The sequence below is a fragment of the Cohnella nanjingensis genome (assembly GCF_014212125.1).
In the GTDB taxonomy this organism is placed as follows: Bacteria; Bacillota; Bacilli; order Paenibacillales; family Paenibacillaceae; genus Cohnella; species Cohnella nanjingensis.
On sequence record NZ_JACJVP010000001.1, the window covers coordinates 361,548 to 376,375 of the forward strand.

The 14,828-nt window shown below is 47.5% G+C and carries 15 protein-coding genes; all 15 read right to left on the reverse strand.

The window, feature by feature from the left end; translation table 11 throughout:
- Positions 1-146 precede the first annotated feature (146 nt).
- A complete protein-coding gene (locus H7C19_RS01670; RefSeq protein WP_185140799.1) occupies positions 147-566 on the reverse strand; it encodes an SRPBCC family protein in 420 nt (139 codons plus the stop codon).
- On the reverse strand, positions 563-892 hold the full coding sequence (locus H7C19_RS01675) for an ArsR/SmtB family transcription factor (protein ID WP_185140800.1): 330 nt from the start codon (positions 890-892) through the stop codon (positions 563-565). The genes H7C19_RS01670 and H7C19_RS01675 overlap by 4 nt, the downstream gene beginning before the upstream one ends.
- A 191-nt stretch (positions 893-1,083) precedes the next feature.
- Positions 1,084-2,274, reverse strand: coding sequence for a macrolide family glycosyltransferase (locus H7C19_RS01680; protein ID WP_185140801.1), 1,191 nt, complete (start codon positions 2,272-2,274; stop codon positions 1,084-1,086).
- Between the two features lie 50 nt (positions 2,275-2,324).
- A complete protein-coding gene (locus tag H7C19_RS01685; RefSeq protein WP_185140998.1) occupies positions 2,325-2,723 on the reverse strand; it encodes a MerR family transcriptional regulator in 399 nt (132 codons plus the stop codon).
- A gap of 38 nt (positions 2,724-2,761) precedes the next feature.
- Complete coding sequence (locus H7C19_RS01690; RefSeq protein WP_185140802.1) at positions 2,762-3,742, reverse strand: aldo/keto reductase; 981 nt, start codon at positions 3,740-3,742, stop codon at positions 2,762-2,764.
- A gap of 128 nt (positions 3,743-3,870) precedes the next feature.
- Positions 3,871-4,722 carry an aldo/keto reductase gene (locus tag H7C19_RS01695; protein ID WP_185140803.1) on the reverse strand — a complete coding sequence of 284 codons (852 nt, stop codon included), beginning with the start codon at positions 4,720-4,722 and terminating at the stop codon, positions 3,871-3,873.
- Between the two features lie 373 nt (positions 4,723-5,095).
- Positions 5,096-5,473 (reverse strand): VOC family protein, encoded by a 378-nt coding sequence (locus H7C19_RS01700; RefSeq protein WP_185140804.1) that lies wholly within the window; start codon positions 5,471-5,473, stop codon positions 5,096-5,098.
- A gap of 92 nt (positions 5,474-5,565) precedes the next feature.
- Positions 5,566-6,588: an NADP-dependent oxidoreductase gene (locus H7C19_RS01705; protein ID WP_185140805.1), complete on the reverse strand. Its 1,023-nt coding sequence runs from the start codon at positions 6,586-6,588 to the stop codon at positions 5,566-5,568.
- 295 nt (positions 6,589-6,883) lie between these two features.
- Entirely contained in the window at positions 6,884-7,327 is a 444-nt protein-coding gene (locus H7C19_RS01710; protein WP_185141009.1) for a hypothetical protein, read from the reverse strand.
- Positions 7,293-8,555 carry a glycosyltransferase family 4 protein gene (locus H7C19_RS01715; RefSeq protein WP_185140806.1) on the reverse strand — a complete coding sequence of 421 codons (1,263 nt, stop codon included), beginning with the start codon at positions 8,553-8,555 and terminating at the stop codon, positions 7,293-7,295. The genes H7C19_RS01710 and H7C19_RS01715 overlap by 35 nt, the downstream gene beginning before the upstream one ends.
- The gene (locus H7C19_RS01720) at positions 8,552-9,550 is read right to left on the reverse strand and encodes an SDR family NAD(P)-dependent oxidoreductase (protein ID WP_185140807.1); all 999 of its coding nucleotides are present in this window, start codon (positions 9,548-9,550) and stop codon (positions 8,552-8,554) included. The genes H7C19_RS01715 and H7C19_RS01720 overlap by 4 nt, the downstream gene beginning before the upstream one ends.
- Before the next feature lie 21 nt (positions 9,551-9,571).
- Positions 9,572-10,192 (reverse strand): DUF1796 family putative cysteine peptidase, encoded by a 621-nt coding sequence (locus H7C19_RS01725; RefSeq protein ID WP_185140808.1) that lies wholly within the window; start codon positions 10,190-10,192, stop codon positions 9,572-9,574.
- A 13-nt stretch (positions 10,193-10,205) separates the two neighbouring features.
- Positions 10,206-11,123 carry an NAD-dependent epimerase/dehydratase family protein gene (locus H7C19_RS01730; RefSeq protein WP_185140809.1) on the reverse strand — a complete coding sequence of 306 codons (918 nt, stop codon included), beginning with the start codon at positions 11,121-11,123 and terminating at the stop codon, positions 10,206-10,208.
- A 649-nt stretch (positions 11,124-11,772) separates the two neighbouring features.
- A complete protein-coding gene (locus tag H7C19_RS01735; protein ID WP_246469238.1) occupies positions 11,773-12,693 on the reverse strand; it encodes a hypothetical protein in 921 nt (306 codons plus the stop codon).
- A 114-nt stretch (positions 12,694-12,807) separates the two neighbouring features.
- Complete coding sequence (locus tag H7C19_RS01740) at positions 12,808-14,808, reverse strand: S9 family peptidase (RefSeq protein WP_185140810.1); 2,001 nt, start codon at positions 14,806-14,808, stop codon at positions 12,808-12,810.
- Positions 14,809-14,828: the final 20 nt, after the last annotated feature.

A 14,828-nucleotide genomic window follows, 5' to 3' on the forward strand; every position in this document is an offset into this window, starting at 1 on the left:
CATTGTACCATTCATCGTGCAGCTCGACTTGCGCTGTTATTGTTCTAACCGGGAAGGAGTGCGATAGCAGATATAAACCGGCTGCAAACGACATGCAGCCGGTTTATGCGGATTCGGGACAAACAGAATTCAACTAACTTATGAGGTTATTGTTCCAACGCCTTTTCAAGCTCGCCGCACCATTTGGTCCAGCCATACTTAGCTCCTCCGAGCGCTTGTTCATTGGAGATACCGGTTTGTTCGAGATGAAGGTTCACCTTTCCGTCCCCTAAATCTTGCAGCGTCCAGGTGACCGTGTGCTGCTCTCCGCTAGCCCAAGTATAGGACAACCGGTTTGGTTCCTCCACGATAAGCACTTCGCCGTCAATAATTCCATTCCACCATTCGGTCGGCTGCGCGCGAAACTGAAAACGGTGTCCTACGACGGCCTTGAAATCATTTTCCAGCGCTTGACCGGAGTGGATGTCGACCACCCACTTGGCAAGCTTGCTTGAATCGGTTAAGGCGGACCAAAGCTTCTCGATCGATGTCGCGTACTGAAAATCCAGAGATAAGGTTAAACTCAATCTTCTTCCTCCTCTAATAGTTGGCTTAAGCGCAACATATTCATACTCCAGAACTTGCTGTAGAAAGCCACCCAATCTTGAATTTCTCTAAGCGGAGAGGCGTTTAGCCTAAATCGCGTTTCTCTGCCGACTTTTCGGTCAACGACCAGTCCGGCCTCTTTGAGAATCGTCAAATGCTTGGATACCGCCGTGCGGCCCATTTGAAACTGTGCCGTCAATTCATGAAGCGGTATCTCCTCTGCCTCTGCCAACAGACGAATCAGTCGACGCCTAGTTGGATCTGCAATCGCGTCAAATACATCCCGCAACTGGTTGTTCTCGCTCACAACACCCTCTCCAATATATGATTTACTGTAGTAAAATCTAACTTCTAATTGGACACCATTCAGTGACTCTTTTATTATAAGACACCGTTTGGTGTCGTGTCAATATCGCCGGCAAGGGATCCGATTTGCTCATCTTAATAATCAAGTAGGCGTCCATTATCATTCCATTGACCATACGAACCGAGCAAGCTCTATCGACTAAATTCGAAAATCTCATCGACGGCTTGCTGATACCCGCCTGATTTTCGAAAAGATTCCCTAATATTTGAAACAGCTTTCTTGAAAGATGAGGAGCTTAATACATGATCTATGGTTTCGCGCAGTTGATCTGCCGTCAAACTTTGCATTTGTAATTCAATGCCTGCCCCGAGATCGGCGACTTGCCCCGCAATGATCGGCTGATCCGCGCTTTGTGGGATTACAATTAGCGGAACCCCATAATAGAGGCCTTCTTGGGTGCTGTTCATCCCACCATGCGTAATAAATAATTTCGCGTATTGCAGGATATCCGTTTGCGGAACATAATTTTTTACGATGAAGTTTTTGGGGATTTCCCCTAAATCCGAAATTCGGGTCCTATTTCCAATTGACATGACGATCGTATGATCGGTGTTCCCTAATGCCTCAAAACAAAGTTTATAGAAATCAACGGCTTGGTTAAAGACGGTACCCAGTGAAATGTAAATGGGTTTTTTCCCCTTGATCGCAGTAAAGTCGAAGTCTTCCGGAGTGAATCGCGAAGAGATGGATGGACCTACAAATTTATAGGTATGGTCGAATGCTTCTCCATCAGGTTGAAACGCCTTTGTTGTATAAACGATTGTAAGCGGTGCAGGATTACAAAACGCTTCGTAAGGAGTATGGATCTCCACATCATATTTTTCCTTCACCATTACCGTCAGGTTTTGAAATTTATCGTATATTGGTTTAACTATTGCTGAAGGAACTTTTGAATAGAATTGTTCCAACATGTTATCGAATGATTCTTCTGTCTGCGCAAATGATGTACAAGAGTTGATGGCAGGAAGCTTAAGAATTTGAGCAAGTAAACGTCCGCAACCGAACATGGAATCATGGATGATGTAATCAAAATGCTCATCTTTGATCTGTTCAAGAACGCTTGGTATGACGATATCTGAAGTAAGTAAAAGACCGTTGATCCTTTCGAGCACATAATCTCTTCCGCCTGAGATAAAGGCTTTAATAAATTTTTGATCGTCAAATGTTCGTACCGAAGCTCCCGTCTTCTCCAAACGTTCCCGAAAAGCTTCTATAGAGAAGTACACGACCTCTTCTCCACGCGAAATAAGCTCTTGCACAACTCCGATCGTTGGATTGATATGTCCCTCTGATCCGGCATTCATAAATAATACACGCGCCATTTTAACCACTCCTTAGGTACGCTTCCAAATGACGTCTGATGCACGCAGCATTAAAAAGCACGATTTGCCCCGGTTCTTAACATTTTTTCTTTTTTCACGATTGTCTGTTCGTACCGTTCGATTTTATCATCGAGGCGTGTCAACGTCTTCGTCATCTCTTCGATTTTGTCCGCAAGCCGATTGCGCTGCTCGATTAAGAGCTCTTTTCTTGTCTCGAGAGTGTCGTCCCCTTGCCGAAACAACGCAACATACTCGATCAAAGCTTCAACCGGAAGTCCTGCGCTTTGACGCATGCATTTGATAAAATCGACCCACTTGCAGTCTTCTTCCGTGTAGGACCTGATTCCGCTTTTATTGCGGTTAACGGGAGGAATAAGTCCAATGCGTTCGTAGTAGCGGAGAGTGTCCTGGGAAAGATCAAACTTTTCGCTCACTTCCGCAATGCTCATCGACATGCCGTTCACCATCTTTCCCATTTCAAATCCGGTTATTCAAATCCGACAATCCGATGAGGAACATACGGATCTTCCAGCGACGCCATTTCTTCCGGCGTTAACGTGATCGAAAGAGCTGCTGCTGAATCTTCGAGATGAGAGAGTTTTGTAGCTCCGATAATTGGAGCGGTGACCGGCTCTTTCTGCAGCAGCCAGGCAATGGCAATTTGTACGCGCGGAACGCCGCGTTTTTCCGCAATCGCGGAAACCCGCTCCACAACCAAACGATCGGCATCCGCAGTAGCATCGTATTTCGACTTCTGAACTTGATCGGTTTCGGAACGATGCGTTTTTTCCGACCCATCGCGTGTCAGCCGTCCAGACGCAAGCGGGCTATAGGGAATGACACCGATCTTCTCTGCCTTACACAGCGGCAGCATCTCTCTCTCTTCTTCACGATAGATGAGGTTGTAATGATTCTGCATGGATACGAATCGGGTCCAACCGTTTTTCTCCGCTACATGAAGCGCCTTCAGGAACTGCCAAGCATACATGGCAGAAGCGCCGATATAACGCGCTTTGCCTGCCCTTACCACATCGTGGAGCGCCTCCATCGTTTCTTCGATCGGTGTTTGATAATCCCAGCGATGGATTTGGTATAGATCCACATAATCCGTTCCCAGACGTTTAAGACTGTTATCGATTTCCGTCATTATCGCTTTACGGGATAGGCCCGCAGCGTTCGGACCTTGACGCAACTGGAAGCGAACCTTCGTCGCGAGAACGATCTCATCCCGATTCGCATAATCCTTCAGCGCCCGCCCGACAATTTCTTCGCTTGTGCCGCCCGAGTATATGTTTGCCGTATCAAAAAAATTGATACCGAGTTCCAAAGCTTTTTTAATAACCGGACGACTGCTCTCTTCATCAAGTACCCATTGATGATGACCCCGCTCCGCTACGCCAAAACCCATACAGCCGAGGCATAGCCGTGACACGTCCAGGCCGGTATTTCCGAGTTTCACATATTCCATTTACCGCTACACTCCTTTGCTTTTAGAGGATCACGATACATATTAGAGTATACCTCCTGGAGTTAACTCCAAGTCAATACGTTAATGAGGTGCGAATGGCATGCAGGATCAGCACCTTGTTCTATTGATTAACTTTCAAGTTTACGGCTACCGATCCATTTCACAATCTCCGGATCGTTATGGGAGAAGAACAAGCTGTTCTTCGTATCCATCGTACCGATCGTCTCCATATCCGCTTGACTTAGTTCAAAGTCGAAGATATTGAAGTTTTCAATGATTCGTTCCTTATGAACGGACTTCGGTATCGCGACTACGCCTCTTTGCGTCAACCAACGTAATACCACCTGCGCAACGGATTTGTTGTACTTCCCGGCGATGGCAACTAAAACTTCATTCTGGAACAGGTTATTTCGTCCTTCTGCAAAAGGTCCCCAGGACTCGATCTGAACGTTGTTTTCCTTCATGAATTTCGCGCTTTCGATTTGCTGGCAGAACGGATGCGTTTCGATTTGGTTGACGGCTGGAACGACTTCATTATGGATGATCAGATCGATCAGACGATCCATCTGGAAGTTGCTGACGCCAATAGCCCGAATCTTTCCTTCCAGATACAATTCCTCCATCGCGCGCCACGAGCCATACACATCGCCAAAGGGCTGGTGGATCAAATACAGATCGATATAATCCAGTTGCAGTTTGGCAAGTGACTTTTCAAATGCTTTTTTGGTGCGTTCATAACCGGAGTCCTGAACCCACAGCTTTGTTGTAATGAAAACATCATCTCTCGGCACGCCGCTCCGTTTGATCGCTCGGCCAACCGCTTCTTCATTCTGGTACGCTGCTGCAGTATCGATCAGGCGATAGCCTGTCACCAGCGCATCATATACGCTCTGCTCGCATTCTTTGGCATCCGGAATTTGATAAACGCCGAAGCCGAGGATGGGCATTTCTACCCCATTGTTCAACATGACTTTTTGCATCGAGATCCTCCCGTATTAATCGATTATTGACCCATCCCAACCTCATACACCTTTAAAAGTTACATGCTGCGAAGTACACGCTGTTCATAGAGAAGTCTACCCTCTGGAGTTAACTCCAAGTCAATACCAGGCAATAAAACTTATTTTGGATTCACTTCATTTCTCCTACCGGAACTGACAATTAGCACGATCACAACGACGAGGGCAAGTGATACAGTTCAGCATTGCCTGTCCTCCCCAATGATGAATTCCGAACAATAAAGAAGCATCTCCTGCAGGCCTTCATGGCCGTCAGAGGAGTGCTTCTCCTGTAGAATTCAATTATTCGGTTGTTGCGACATTATGTTGGATTACAAATCATGGAAGCAAATGTTTACTTTTTTTCCATTACGGCAAAGTAATTTTCCTCATCGTCTGCAAAGTTAAATACTTTTTCCCCGGAAGGCATGCTTACAATTTCTCCGACTTTGACATTTTTATTGGATAAATCGGCATGCAATTGATCGACATGATCCGTGAAAAACATTAAAGAAGGTGTGCCGAGATTCATTTCAGGCTCCATTTTAGCGACGAATTCCTTGTTTTGGAGAACGATGCTTGTTGCTGCACCCTTGGGAGCAACTTCAATCCATCTGATTCCTTGACTATTTTCTTCAGCAATTACGCTAAACCCTAATTTTTCCGTCCAAAAATTCCGTGCCTCATCTTGGTTATTGACATACAACATAACTTGACCGAGTTTGCTAATCATCGTTTTTATTCTCCTTTGTATTGAGTATTGACCAAACTCAGGCTTTCCAAGCCAGATGGCCGTCTGGATTTAATATACCCCATGGGGAATATTCATGTCAAGGAATACTTCTCGCCTTTTATTTTAACTACGACCTTTCCTTTGGCACTTCCGCTTTCAAGGTACTGAAGCGCCAGCCCAGCATCTTTGAATTGGAATACCTTATCAATAACGGGCTTAATGCGACCTTCTTCAATAAATTCTTTTATTACCTTTAATTGCGCTCCGCTTGGTTTCATAAAAAGGAAATGATAGCTCGAGCGGCTTTTCTTCTCAAGAGCCGTGATTTTACGGCTCACGATGGATAAAATGACCGTCTTCAACCAACCTAATTTTGCTTCTTTTCCGAATTTTGCATTTGGCAGGCCGGAGATGGATACTATTTTTCCATTTGGCTTCAGCACCTGGAAGGATTTTTCCAACGCTTGTCCTCCTAAAGTATCGTACACCGCATCATATTCCATAAGCAGTTCTTCAAAATTCTCTTTTTTATAATTAATAATTAGATCGGCGCCCAGAGATTTGACCAAATCGTAACCTTTATCGCTTGCTGTAGTGGCGACATATGCTCCCATCAATTTGGCCAGTTGAATGGCGAAGGTGCCTACGCCGCCTGATCCTGCGTGAATCAGAATTTTTTGGCCTTCTTGAAGATTCAAAATATCGGAAAAGGCTTGGTAAGTGGTAAGTCCGACCAATGGTATGGATGCCGCTTCTTCAAAGTTTAGGTTCCGCGGCTTCAGAGATATATCTTCCTCATGAATAGCGATATATTCGGCTAATGTCCCGATCCTGCCTTTGCGGGGTCTTCCGTAAACTTCATCTCCGGGTTTAAATGCGTTCACCTGGCCGCCAACCTTAACTACAACTCCAGAAAAATCATTTCCTAAGATTAAAGGCATCTTATAATTTAGCAGAAATTTTGCTTTTCCTTCTTTCACTTTAAAGTCGATAGGATTTAAGCTGGCTGCATAAATTTCCACCAGCACATCATGTTCTCCGATGTCGGGCGTTGGTCTTTCTGTCATAAGCAAGGGAACATTTTTACCGTATTTCTCAATAATCATGGCCTTCATTCCTATCACTCCAATGATGATTATTAGTTTATACATATAAACTTATTGTTCAAAAAAATCGATTCTCTTTATGCCGGTCAAGCCTGGACAAATTGATTTGGTCCGCTATCGTATTGACATTATAGCCAACTTGTTAATAAAATCAATCGCAATCCTCCCCAGATAAGAACGTCATCTTTCTGCCCTTCTCGTCCAAAAAAAGGACCTGGCTCGTCGGCCAAGTCCTTTTCTTTTTCACGTCGCGGGTTGACGATTGCACGGATGCTCGTCAAGCGCAGCCTGGATGATGACACTATTATTTTTTATTCACGGGAAATTCAGATCCGGGCAGCAGATAACCTTTTGGCAAAGCGGCCTTGATCCGAAGCCATACTTGATCATCGACCAGCATGTTAGGCTGGCTAGTGGGCACTGAGAACAGGCTGCGGTAGTGATCGGCTGTCATAGGCAGTATAACGCGCAGTGATTCAGGATTAGGAATCTCGTAGTCGTACGGGAGCGAAGTTGCGATAATCCGAATGATTCCGAAGGGAGAGAAGGAGGTGCTCGACAAATCGATATTCACGTCACTGTTCGCCTGATAGGAGATAGGTCTACTCTCATGCAGCTGTGTCAGACTGCCAGGGGGCTCTGTCGCGTCCTTTAGCCCCAGCCACTGTTTTGCCCATGCTAGAAACCGTTTCTTCATCGTTGCATAGATATGGCTATACTTGGCCCATCTCTTGCTCATGTCGATCATCGCTAAGAAGTCTCCTTTTCTCGATTGCGCTTTGGTAAACCCCTACGATCTGATCCGCCATGACGTCGAGTGACCAATAGGACTTGGCCCATTGATTAGCCCGGGAACCAAGATTTCTTCGAAGGGCGTCGTCCGCTAGCAGCCGATCCAAATATTTGTATAGTTTATCTACATCTCCTGGAGGAACCAATAGACCTGTATCCTTGTGTTTGATGATTTCAGGCAATCCCCCTACGTTACTGGCAATAATCGCTTTTCCGGCGAGCTGCGCTTCGATAACGGACAAAGGCTGGTTCTCAATCATGCTGGGCAGTACGAAGATATCGGCTTGCGCCATCAGACTAGGAACATCATCCCGTTTCCCGAGAAACACAACATCTTTTTCAAGACGAAGAACCTTGCACTGGAGATCGAGCTCCAATCTCATATCGCCATCCCCGACGATCCAGCAAATCCAATCCTTACGCTTATCCTTCAATTTTCCGAGTGCGTCAAGCAGATGCTGCACGCCTTTCAGCTCAACCAACCGCCCGGAATAGAGGATCACTTTCTTGTTGGGAGGACGCGTAACTGTGGATTTGGTTTTCAATTGCTTCAAAAACGATCCGATATCGTATCCATAGTGAATGACCTTCATCCTATCACTAGGCACGCGGAATTCATCGGTTAAAATATTTTTCAGCCACTGATTCGCAACAACCGTAATTTCAGCCGAAGTGGCACCGATATACTCCAATTGGTTATAATATTCTCTTGCGATTTCAGAGGTGGCGGATTTGTGCACGGTTTTCAGCTGCATCCGAATCTCATGGGCAACGCAGCCGTGCAGGGAAGCGACGAGGGCGGTTCGTTCGGGCCTGATTCGCTGAATGGCTGCGGTGGAGATCACATCCTGGGTGTGAACCACGTCATAGGAATCGAGACCGAAATAAGCGACCGACAGTTCGAATACATAACGACGGAATTCCGTATATTTTACAAGTTCGTTATGATAGATGGCAGGGTAGTTCGATGGATTCAACATGGCTTGAAGCAGGGGAAGCAGCTTGTCGGATTGAAGCTTTTTATTTTTATTGACGATGTGTACAAAGCTTCCGGCTTCATCACCATATCCAAGTAAATCCACCTCATGTCCTAAAGACTCCAGCTTTTCTCTAAGTTGTACCATATAACCCCACACACCGCCTAAATGCGGGACATGCCAGTAAGTTGCAAGCAATATTTTCATTGATCCGTCTCCTCCGGCCAGAAGCCGCCATCGATCAGCATCTGTTTAATTTCCGTTTTAGCCATGAGGGATTCAGAGTGGGAGATCTCCGGTGGCACGGAAGGGCAAGCGGAGTATGCCCCCTTTAAAGCCGGGATCTCAAGCGTCGGAAGCACGACTACATATCGATTGTTTAAGATGACGGAATTTTGGGCTTCAAAAGGAGAGAGAAGTACCTCCTTTATTTTTTCACCCGGCCCGCATCCGATCTCTGCAATCTCTGCATCCTTCATTCCGTACGCTTCCTTCAGCACCTCGGCTAGATCCAATATTTTGCATGACGGCATCATCGGGATGAAGGTTTCTCCTCCCTTCCCTTCCTTGGCCGCTGTAAGGAGAAGCTCTGTAGCGGACTGCAGGGTCATAAAATATCGAACCATCTTCTTGTCGGTGATACTGAGTTGACGTTGTTCTTCTAATTGTTTGATAAACAGTCTAAGGACGCTGCCGTTCGAGCCGAGAATATTGCCTCCTCTGACATTGACGAACCGCGTCTCCGCCTTGTGCATGTTCGCTTCAACGATCAGCTTCTCGCCGATGGCCTTCGTAAACCCGTAAATATTAACCGGGTCTGCCGCCTTGTCGGTTGAGATGTTAATCACTTTTTTGACGCGGTTTTCGATGGCTGCTTCGATGACATTTTTTGTACCCGTCACATTGGTTTTTAAAGCCTCAAGAGGTTGTCTCTCACAGATGGTTACGTGTTTCAGCGCGGCTAGATGGAAGATGTAATCGACCCCTTCGCACGCCTTGACCAATGCTTCCCGTTCCCGGACATCGCCGATGCAGTAGCTGATTCTCGGATCCTTCATTTCCCGTTTCATCATCACTTGGCTGGTCTCGTTACGCGAAAAGATGATGAGCTTTTGCGGATTTTGCAGCAGCAGCTCCTTTACCAGCTCCTGTCCCCAGGAGCCTGTCCCGCCTGTAACGAGGATTACTGTATTTTCGAACATTTCTACCCCTCCTGATGCTTATTACTTCAATTCAATGCCTTCGAACAGCTTTCTCCACAGATGATCGTTTCCGGTCCATTTGTCCACGGCCGGCAACCGAACCGCGCACACCTTTTTCAGCGGCCAATCGTCTTCGACCAAATCCCGAACGTCCGCGTGATTGACAATGAGCACGCGAAAATCGTTTCGGACTAAGCCGGACAGGATCTTCTGAAGAGCTTCCGCGTCCTCCATATCCCCCTCTGTCCGGACAAATAGGATGCGTTCGCAGGTATCCATTTTCTTCAGGAACCGTTGGATGCGGCGATCGAATTTGTCCTTCACTTGCGGATAAGTGGCCAAATGGGACAGCGTGTTTTTTCCACTCTCAAAATCATGGTTGGACACGATATGGTAAGCATCTTCTGATACGACGATCTTATCGCCTGCATAACCGAGGATGCTTAAGTGGGAAGAATCCATGAATCCGTAAAACCGATACTTCAAGAGGCGGTTGACGTTGGATAGCAAAGGGGAGCCCATCCAGTCCAAGACACCGGCGAAGGGTCTAAGGTTGTTTTGTCTTAATTGAATAGAGGCGAGACAAAGATCGCCTAGACTGAAAATGGCATCGTATGTTCCTTTGATCTCATGCAGTTTCATTTCGCTTTGTCTCCTATTCTGTTTTTTTCGAATGGTTATAGGTTTCCGTCAATCCTTCGAGAAGGCCGACAAGCGGCTGCCAGTGCAGGTCATGACGTGCTTTGCCGTTGTTCAGGCAGCTGTGTTTAATATCGCCTTTTCGGGAAGGGGTATGGACGATATCGATGGGAGATCCGTGAATCCGGCTGAGGGTGGCCGCCAGATCGTTAACGGACGTTTTACTGGAGGAGCTGACCTGAATGGTCTCCTGATCTCCTCGCTTCACGGCCGCAAGAAGAGCCCCTACGACATCCTTGACATAAATAAAATCTCTCGTCTGTTCGCCATCGCCATGTACGGTAATGGGTCGATCGGCTTGGATCCGGTCGCAAAAAACGGCAACGACCCCGCCTTCTCCCTTGGCCGTTTGTCCTGGCCCATAGACGTTGCTGAAGCGCAGAATCGTATAAGGGATGCCATATAGCCGGTGGAAGAGGCGGAAATACGATTCAGCGGTACATTTCGATAGCCCATAGTAGGAGATCGGGGCGGTAGGGTCCGACTCCGATAAGCTCATCTTTTGCAAATTTCCATAAACAGCCGAGGTGGAGGCGAAGATGACTTTACCGACATGGGCTTCCCGGCAAGCCTCTAACAGGTTGATCGTCCCGAGAATGTTTACATCGCCATCATATCCGGGGTCGAGAATGGACTGTTGGACATCGGTTTGGGCAGCCAAGTGAAAGAAAACGTCGGGCTTCTCCTGTTCTATAAGCTTCTTGGCTTTTTTGCTTCGTATATCCACATTGTGAAATACAGCCTGCGGATGGATGCGGTTCAGCTGGCCGAATACCAAATTATCTAGCAGGGAAACCTTAGCGCCTTGATTGACAAGAGCTTCTACAAGATGGGAACCGATGAAACCGGCTCCTCCGGTAACCATAGCTCTCATTTACACACTCCTTTCATAGTTTTTTTGTATTCTATGCGGAATGGAAATTTATGGACTAGACATAAAGCGTATTTTAAAAAATGAGGCGAATAGGATGGTGAATAGAAAAAGACCCAATAAGGATATCCGGTTCTGGTAAAGGAAGTTTTAGTCCATAAAAAAGAGGAACTGCCCAGAAGCAAGCTCCTCTACTATTGTTTTTGTAAGCCTAGTCGGGTCTACAGCCCTTAAATCTCACCATCAGGAGGTCACTCATCTACCTGCGCGAGATTGAATGTTGCTTAATAGAATCCAGCGCGCAAGATAATGACCAACAGAATGAAGAGAACAAGTACAAATGCAGCTGTTCCCATTCCGCCGTAACCGCCGCAAGAGCCTCCATAGCCCACATTTATCACCACCATTGTTTTATTGTGATCATTGGATCACAACGTTAGTTTATGCGCGGATAATCATGCCGCCAGTGCATTAACACAGGTATCTCCTTTTTCCGCTAGGGCATAGTTTCTACCGCTGTTTTAATAAAACACAAAACCCCGACTCCTTTCCGATTTAGAAAGGAAGCGGGGCATTCTTTGACACTCGGTAAATGCGTGATATCCATAGCGGGCCACAATATTGTCAGAGAACGCTACAGGAAAACGGACAACTACAAAATCCGGCCGAACGATCCGAAATCGGAAGGATTGCGGCCGGCCATCCGGTTCAGCTTTAGGTAACTGTACGCGTATTTATAATAATGGCCGTGCCTGCTGTCCGCGAATGCCTGCTCCCAGAATGGCTGTTCCAACGGACTGCTCATGGTTGTTGTAAATGGTAGATCGTATTCCGTCGGATTTTTTTCCAGCCCGTTTGCGTAGATCAGAATGTCCAGTCTTGTGAATAAGGAAGTCTCCGACTGAACAAGCCCATGATCGTGGAATGCTTGCTTCAGCTCTAAGATGGAATGGCCATGAGTAAGGAGGTGTCCGAGCTGCATATCGCCTTTTTCCATTGGGTAGGGCCTCTGAAAGTTATGGAAAAGATCAAGCACAACAGCGGGAGTCAGTGGAACCCTTGTTGCCGTTACGGGAATGCCTTCAGGATCAATGACGGTGTTGTTTCCGTTTATCGTTACATAACCTGGACCGGACGCCGCAAATCCTTCCAGCAATTTTGTCATGGCATTATACAATTCGGCCGTTGCCGGAATTTCAGAACGAGAGAGCATAGCCAGCATGTAATACGCATAGATCACATCATGACCCAATGCATGGCAAGATTGATCTTTTTTGACAAGCAAGCTCAAAATACCATTACGAAAGTCTGCGTATTCCTTGTCAACCCGATACAGCTTATCGTTTGGGTGTTCCTCCACCGTTTTTTCGAGATTTTTGCGAATCGCGGCTTCCAGCGTTCCCGGTACCAGGTTATCTTCCAAAACGCCAATCAAGGCTAAAACCGCGCACGCCCAATGGCCTTCCCAAATGTTCGTCTGCGATGACTCAATCATTTTTTGGCATGCCCATTTCTTGTAAAAATCGGTGCCCAGAGCGGATCCCCTCCTTTTTACCGTCAGCCAGTCTGCCAAAAATCCTTATTTTCTTATTATAGCGCCAGTAAATACACTTTGTAAATAATTATGTATGTTTAGTGCGTAATATGAACTTCAGGAGTCGGGACGCATCATCTTAGCTGGGCATGTTTACTTGTTATTCAAATGCTCACGGAACCAGTGCAAAATATGGTCGTACCGGATCACCCGATGCCAAGGTTTCCCTTCGCGCGATAGTTCGTGTGTTTCCGTAAGAAATCGAACCATGCGCACCGTGCGCCGTAGAAACTTTAAAGCCGTGTAGAATTGTTCCCCTTGCTCGATGGGAACCCGGAAGTCACGGTCGCTATGAATGAGTAGTAACGGAGCTTTAACCTTGTCAACGAAGCTGATCGGAGATCGCTTCAGATAGTTCTTCGGGAGTTCCCAAGGCGGACCTCCGTATTCTTCCGCATGTAAAAATCCTCCATCAGAGGTACCGAAGAAGCTGTATAGATTACTGATGCCCCGCATAGAAACCGCTGCCTTGAACCTGTTGGTCTGGGTTACGATCCAATTGGTCATGTACCCGCCATAACTTCCGCCTGCCACGCCTAAACGTTCCGGATCCAGAGTTCCCTGTGACAAAGCGGCGTCTACGGCCGCCATAAGATCGGAGTAGTCATGATTCCCCCAATCCCCGCGAATCGCTTCGGCAAATTCCTGGCCATAACCCATGCTCCCGCGAGGATTCGCAAAAATGACGGCGAAACCGTTTGCCGCGAGCAATTGAAATTCATAGAAAAATACGTAACCATACATAACGGTCGGACCCCCATGAATTTGCAAGACGGCTGGAGGTTTCTCTGCCGGTGAATAAGTTGGATAGAGAACCCAACCTTCCTCTTCCGGGCCGCCGGAAGATCGAAAGGTAAATCGAGTAGGCCGTGCGAGCGCGATTTGACCCAGCCAATCGCGATTCACGTTCGTTAGACGTCGCTCGCGAACAGTCTCGCCGTTGATCTCGCCCACCCAAATATCATTAGGCAGCGTTGGGCTGGTCACGGCCATAGCTATCAAACGGGACTCGGGGTGGAAGCTCAAGTTGTAGATGACCATTGTACCGTATGTTAATTGGATCGCACGCCCGTCCGGGACCGAAAAACGCCAGAGATGAACCGCCCCCATTGCGCTGACATGCATATAGAGCGATCTCCCGTCTAGGGACCAGTATGGCGTTACGTCCGGCTGCTCGATCCCGAGGAAATCTTTGATCGCACAATCGCCCACTGGATACTTGAACCCGGCCGTCAGTTCCCGTGGCTCCCCCCCTTCCGACGGAACGATCCATATCCCCTGATTGGTATAATAGCCCGACCGTCGATCGTGACCCGTATACGCAATGAAGCGCCCATCCGGCGACCAGGACGGATTGTCGGCAGGCCCGGTACTTCGGGTCAATGGACGTGGTGCCCCTCCGACGGAAGGAACGACCCAAATATCGTTAACCCATTCCAAGTCCGGCCTCTCCGCGACCCGGTTTCCGGCAACCGCGATAAACTGACCGGTTGGCGACCATGCGGGGGAAGAGAAATTGTAGTTACCGAAAGTCAATTGGCGAACCGCGCCTCTCTCCGGACCAATGACCTGAACGGTGAACAAATGCCAATTTTTATTCACGAGAAATCCTACACTATCCAACTTGTACCGGAGTTGGTCGATAACCAGCACATCTCCGGAGAATCGTTCCCGGGGACTTAGCTCTTGTTCCGAATCCCATTCGTTGTTGTCCGCACTTAGTCGAACGATACATGCGAGTGTCCGGCCGTCAGGACTCCATACCGGAGCGCCGGTTATGTTTCGGATACGAGACAGCAGCTGCGGCTCCCCTCCGGTGCCCGGCATGATCCACAGCTGGCGCGATCCCGACCGGGTGGAAATGAACGCAATCCATCGTCCATCGGGCGACCAGCGCGGCGCAAAGTTTAACTCCGAACCGGAAGTTAGGGGCCGTGGTCCATCTTGTCCGGAGACGGTTGCGAGCTTAATTCGACTTTGATATTGGTTCGTGTTCCGATCCATGATCGTTTCTACATAGGCAATGCATGAGCCATCAGGTGAAATTTGCGGATCGCTCACGGCCTTCAGGTTGAAGAGATCTTCCGATTCCAATGGTCTTCCATTTCTCATAG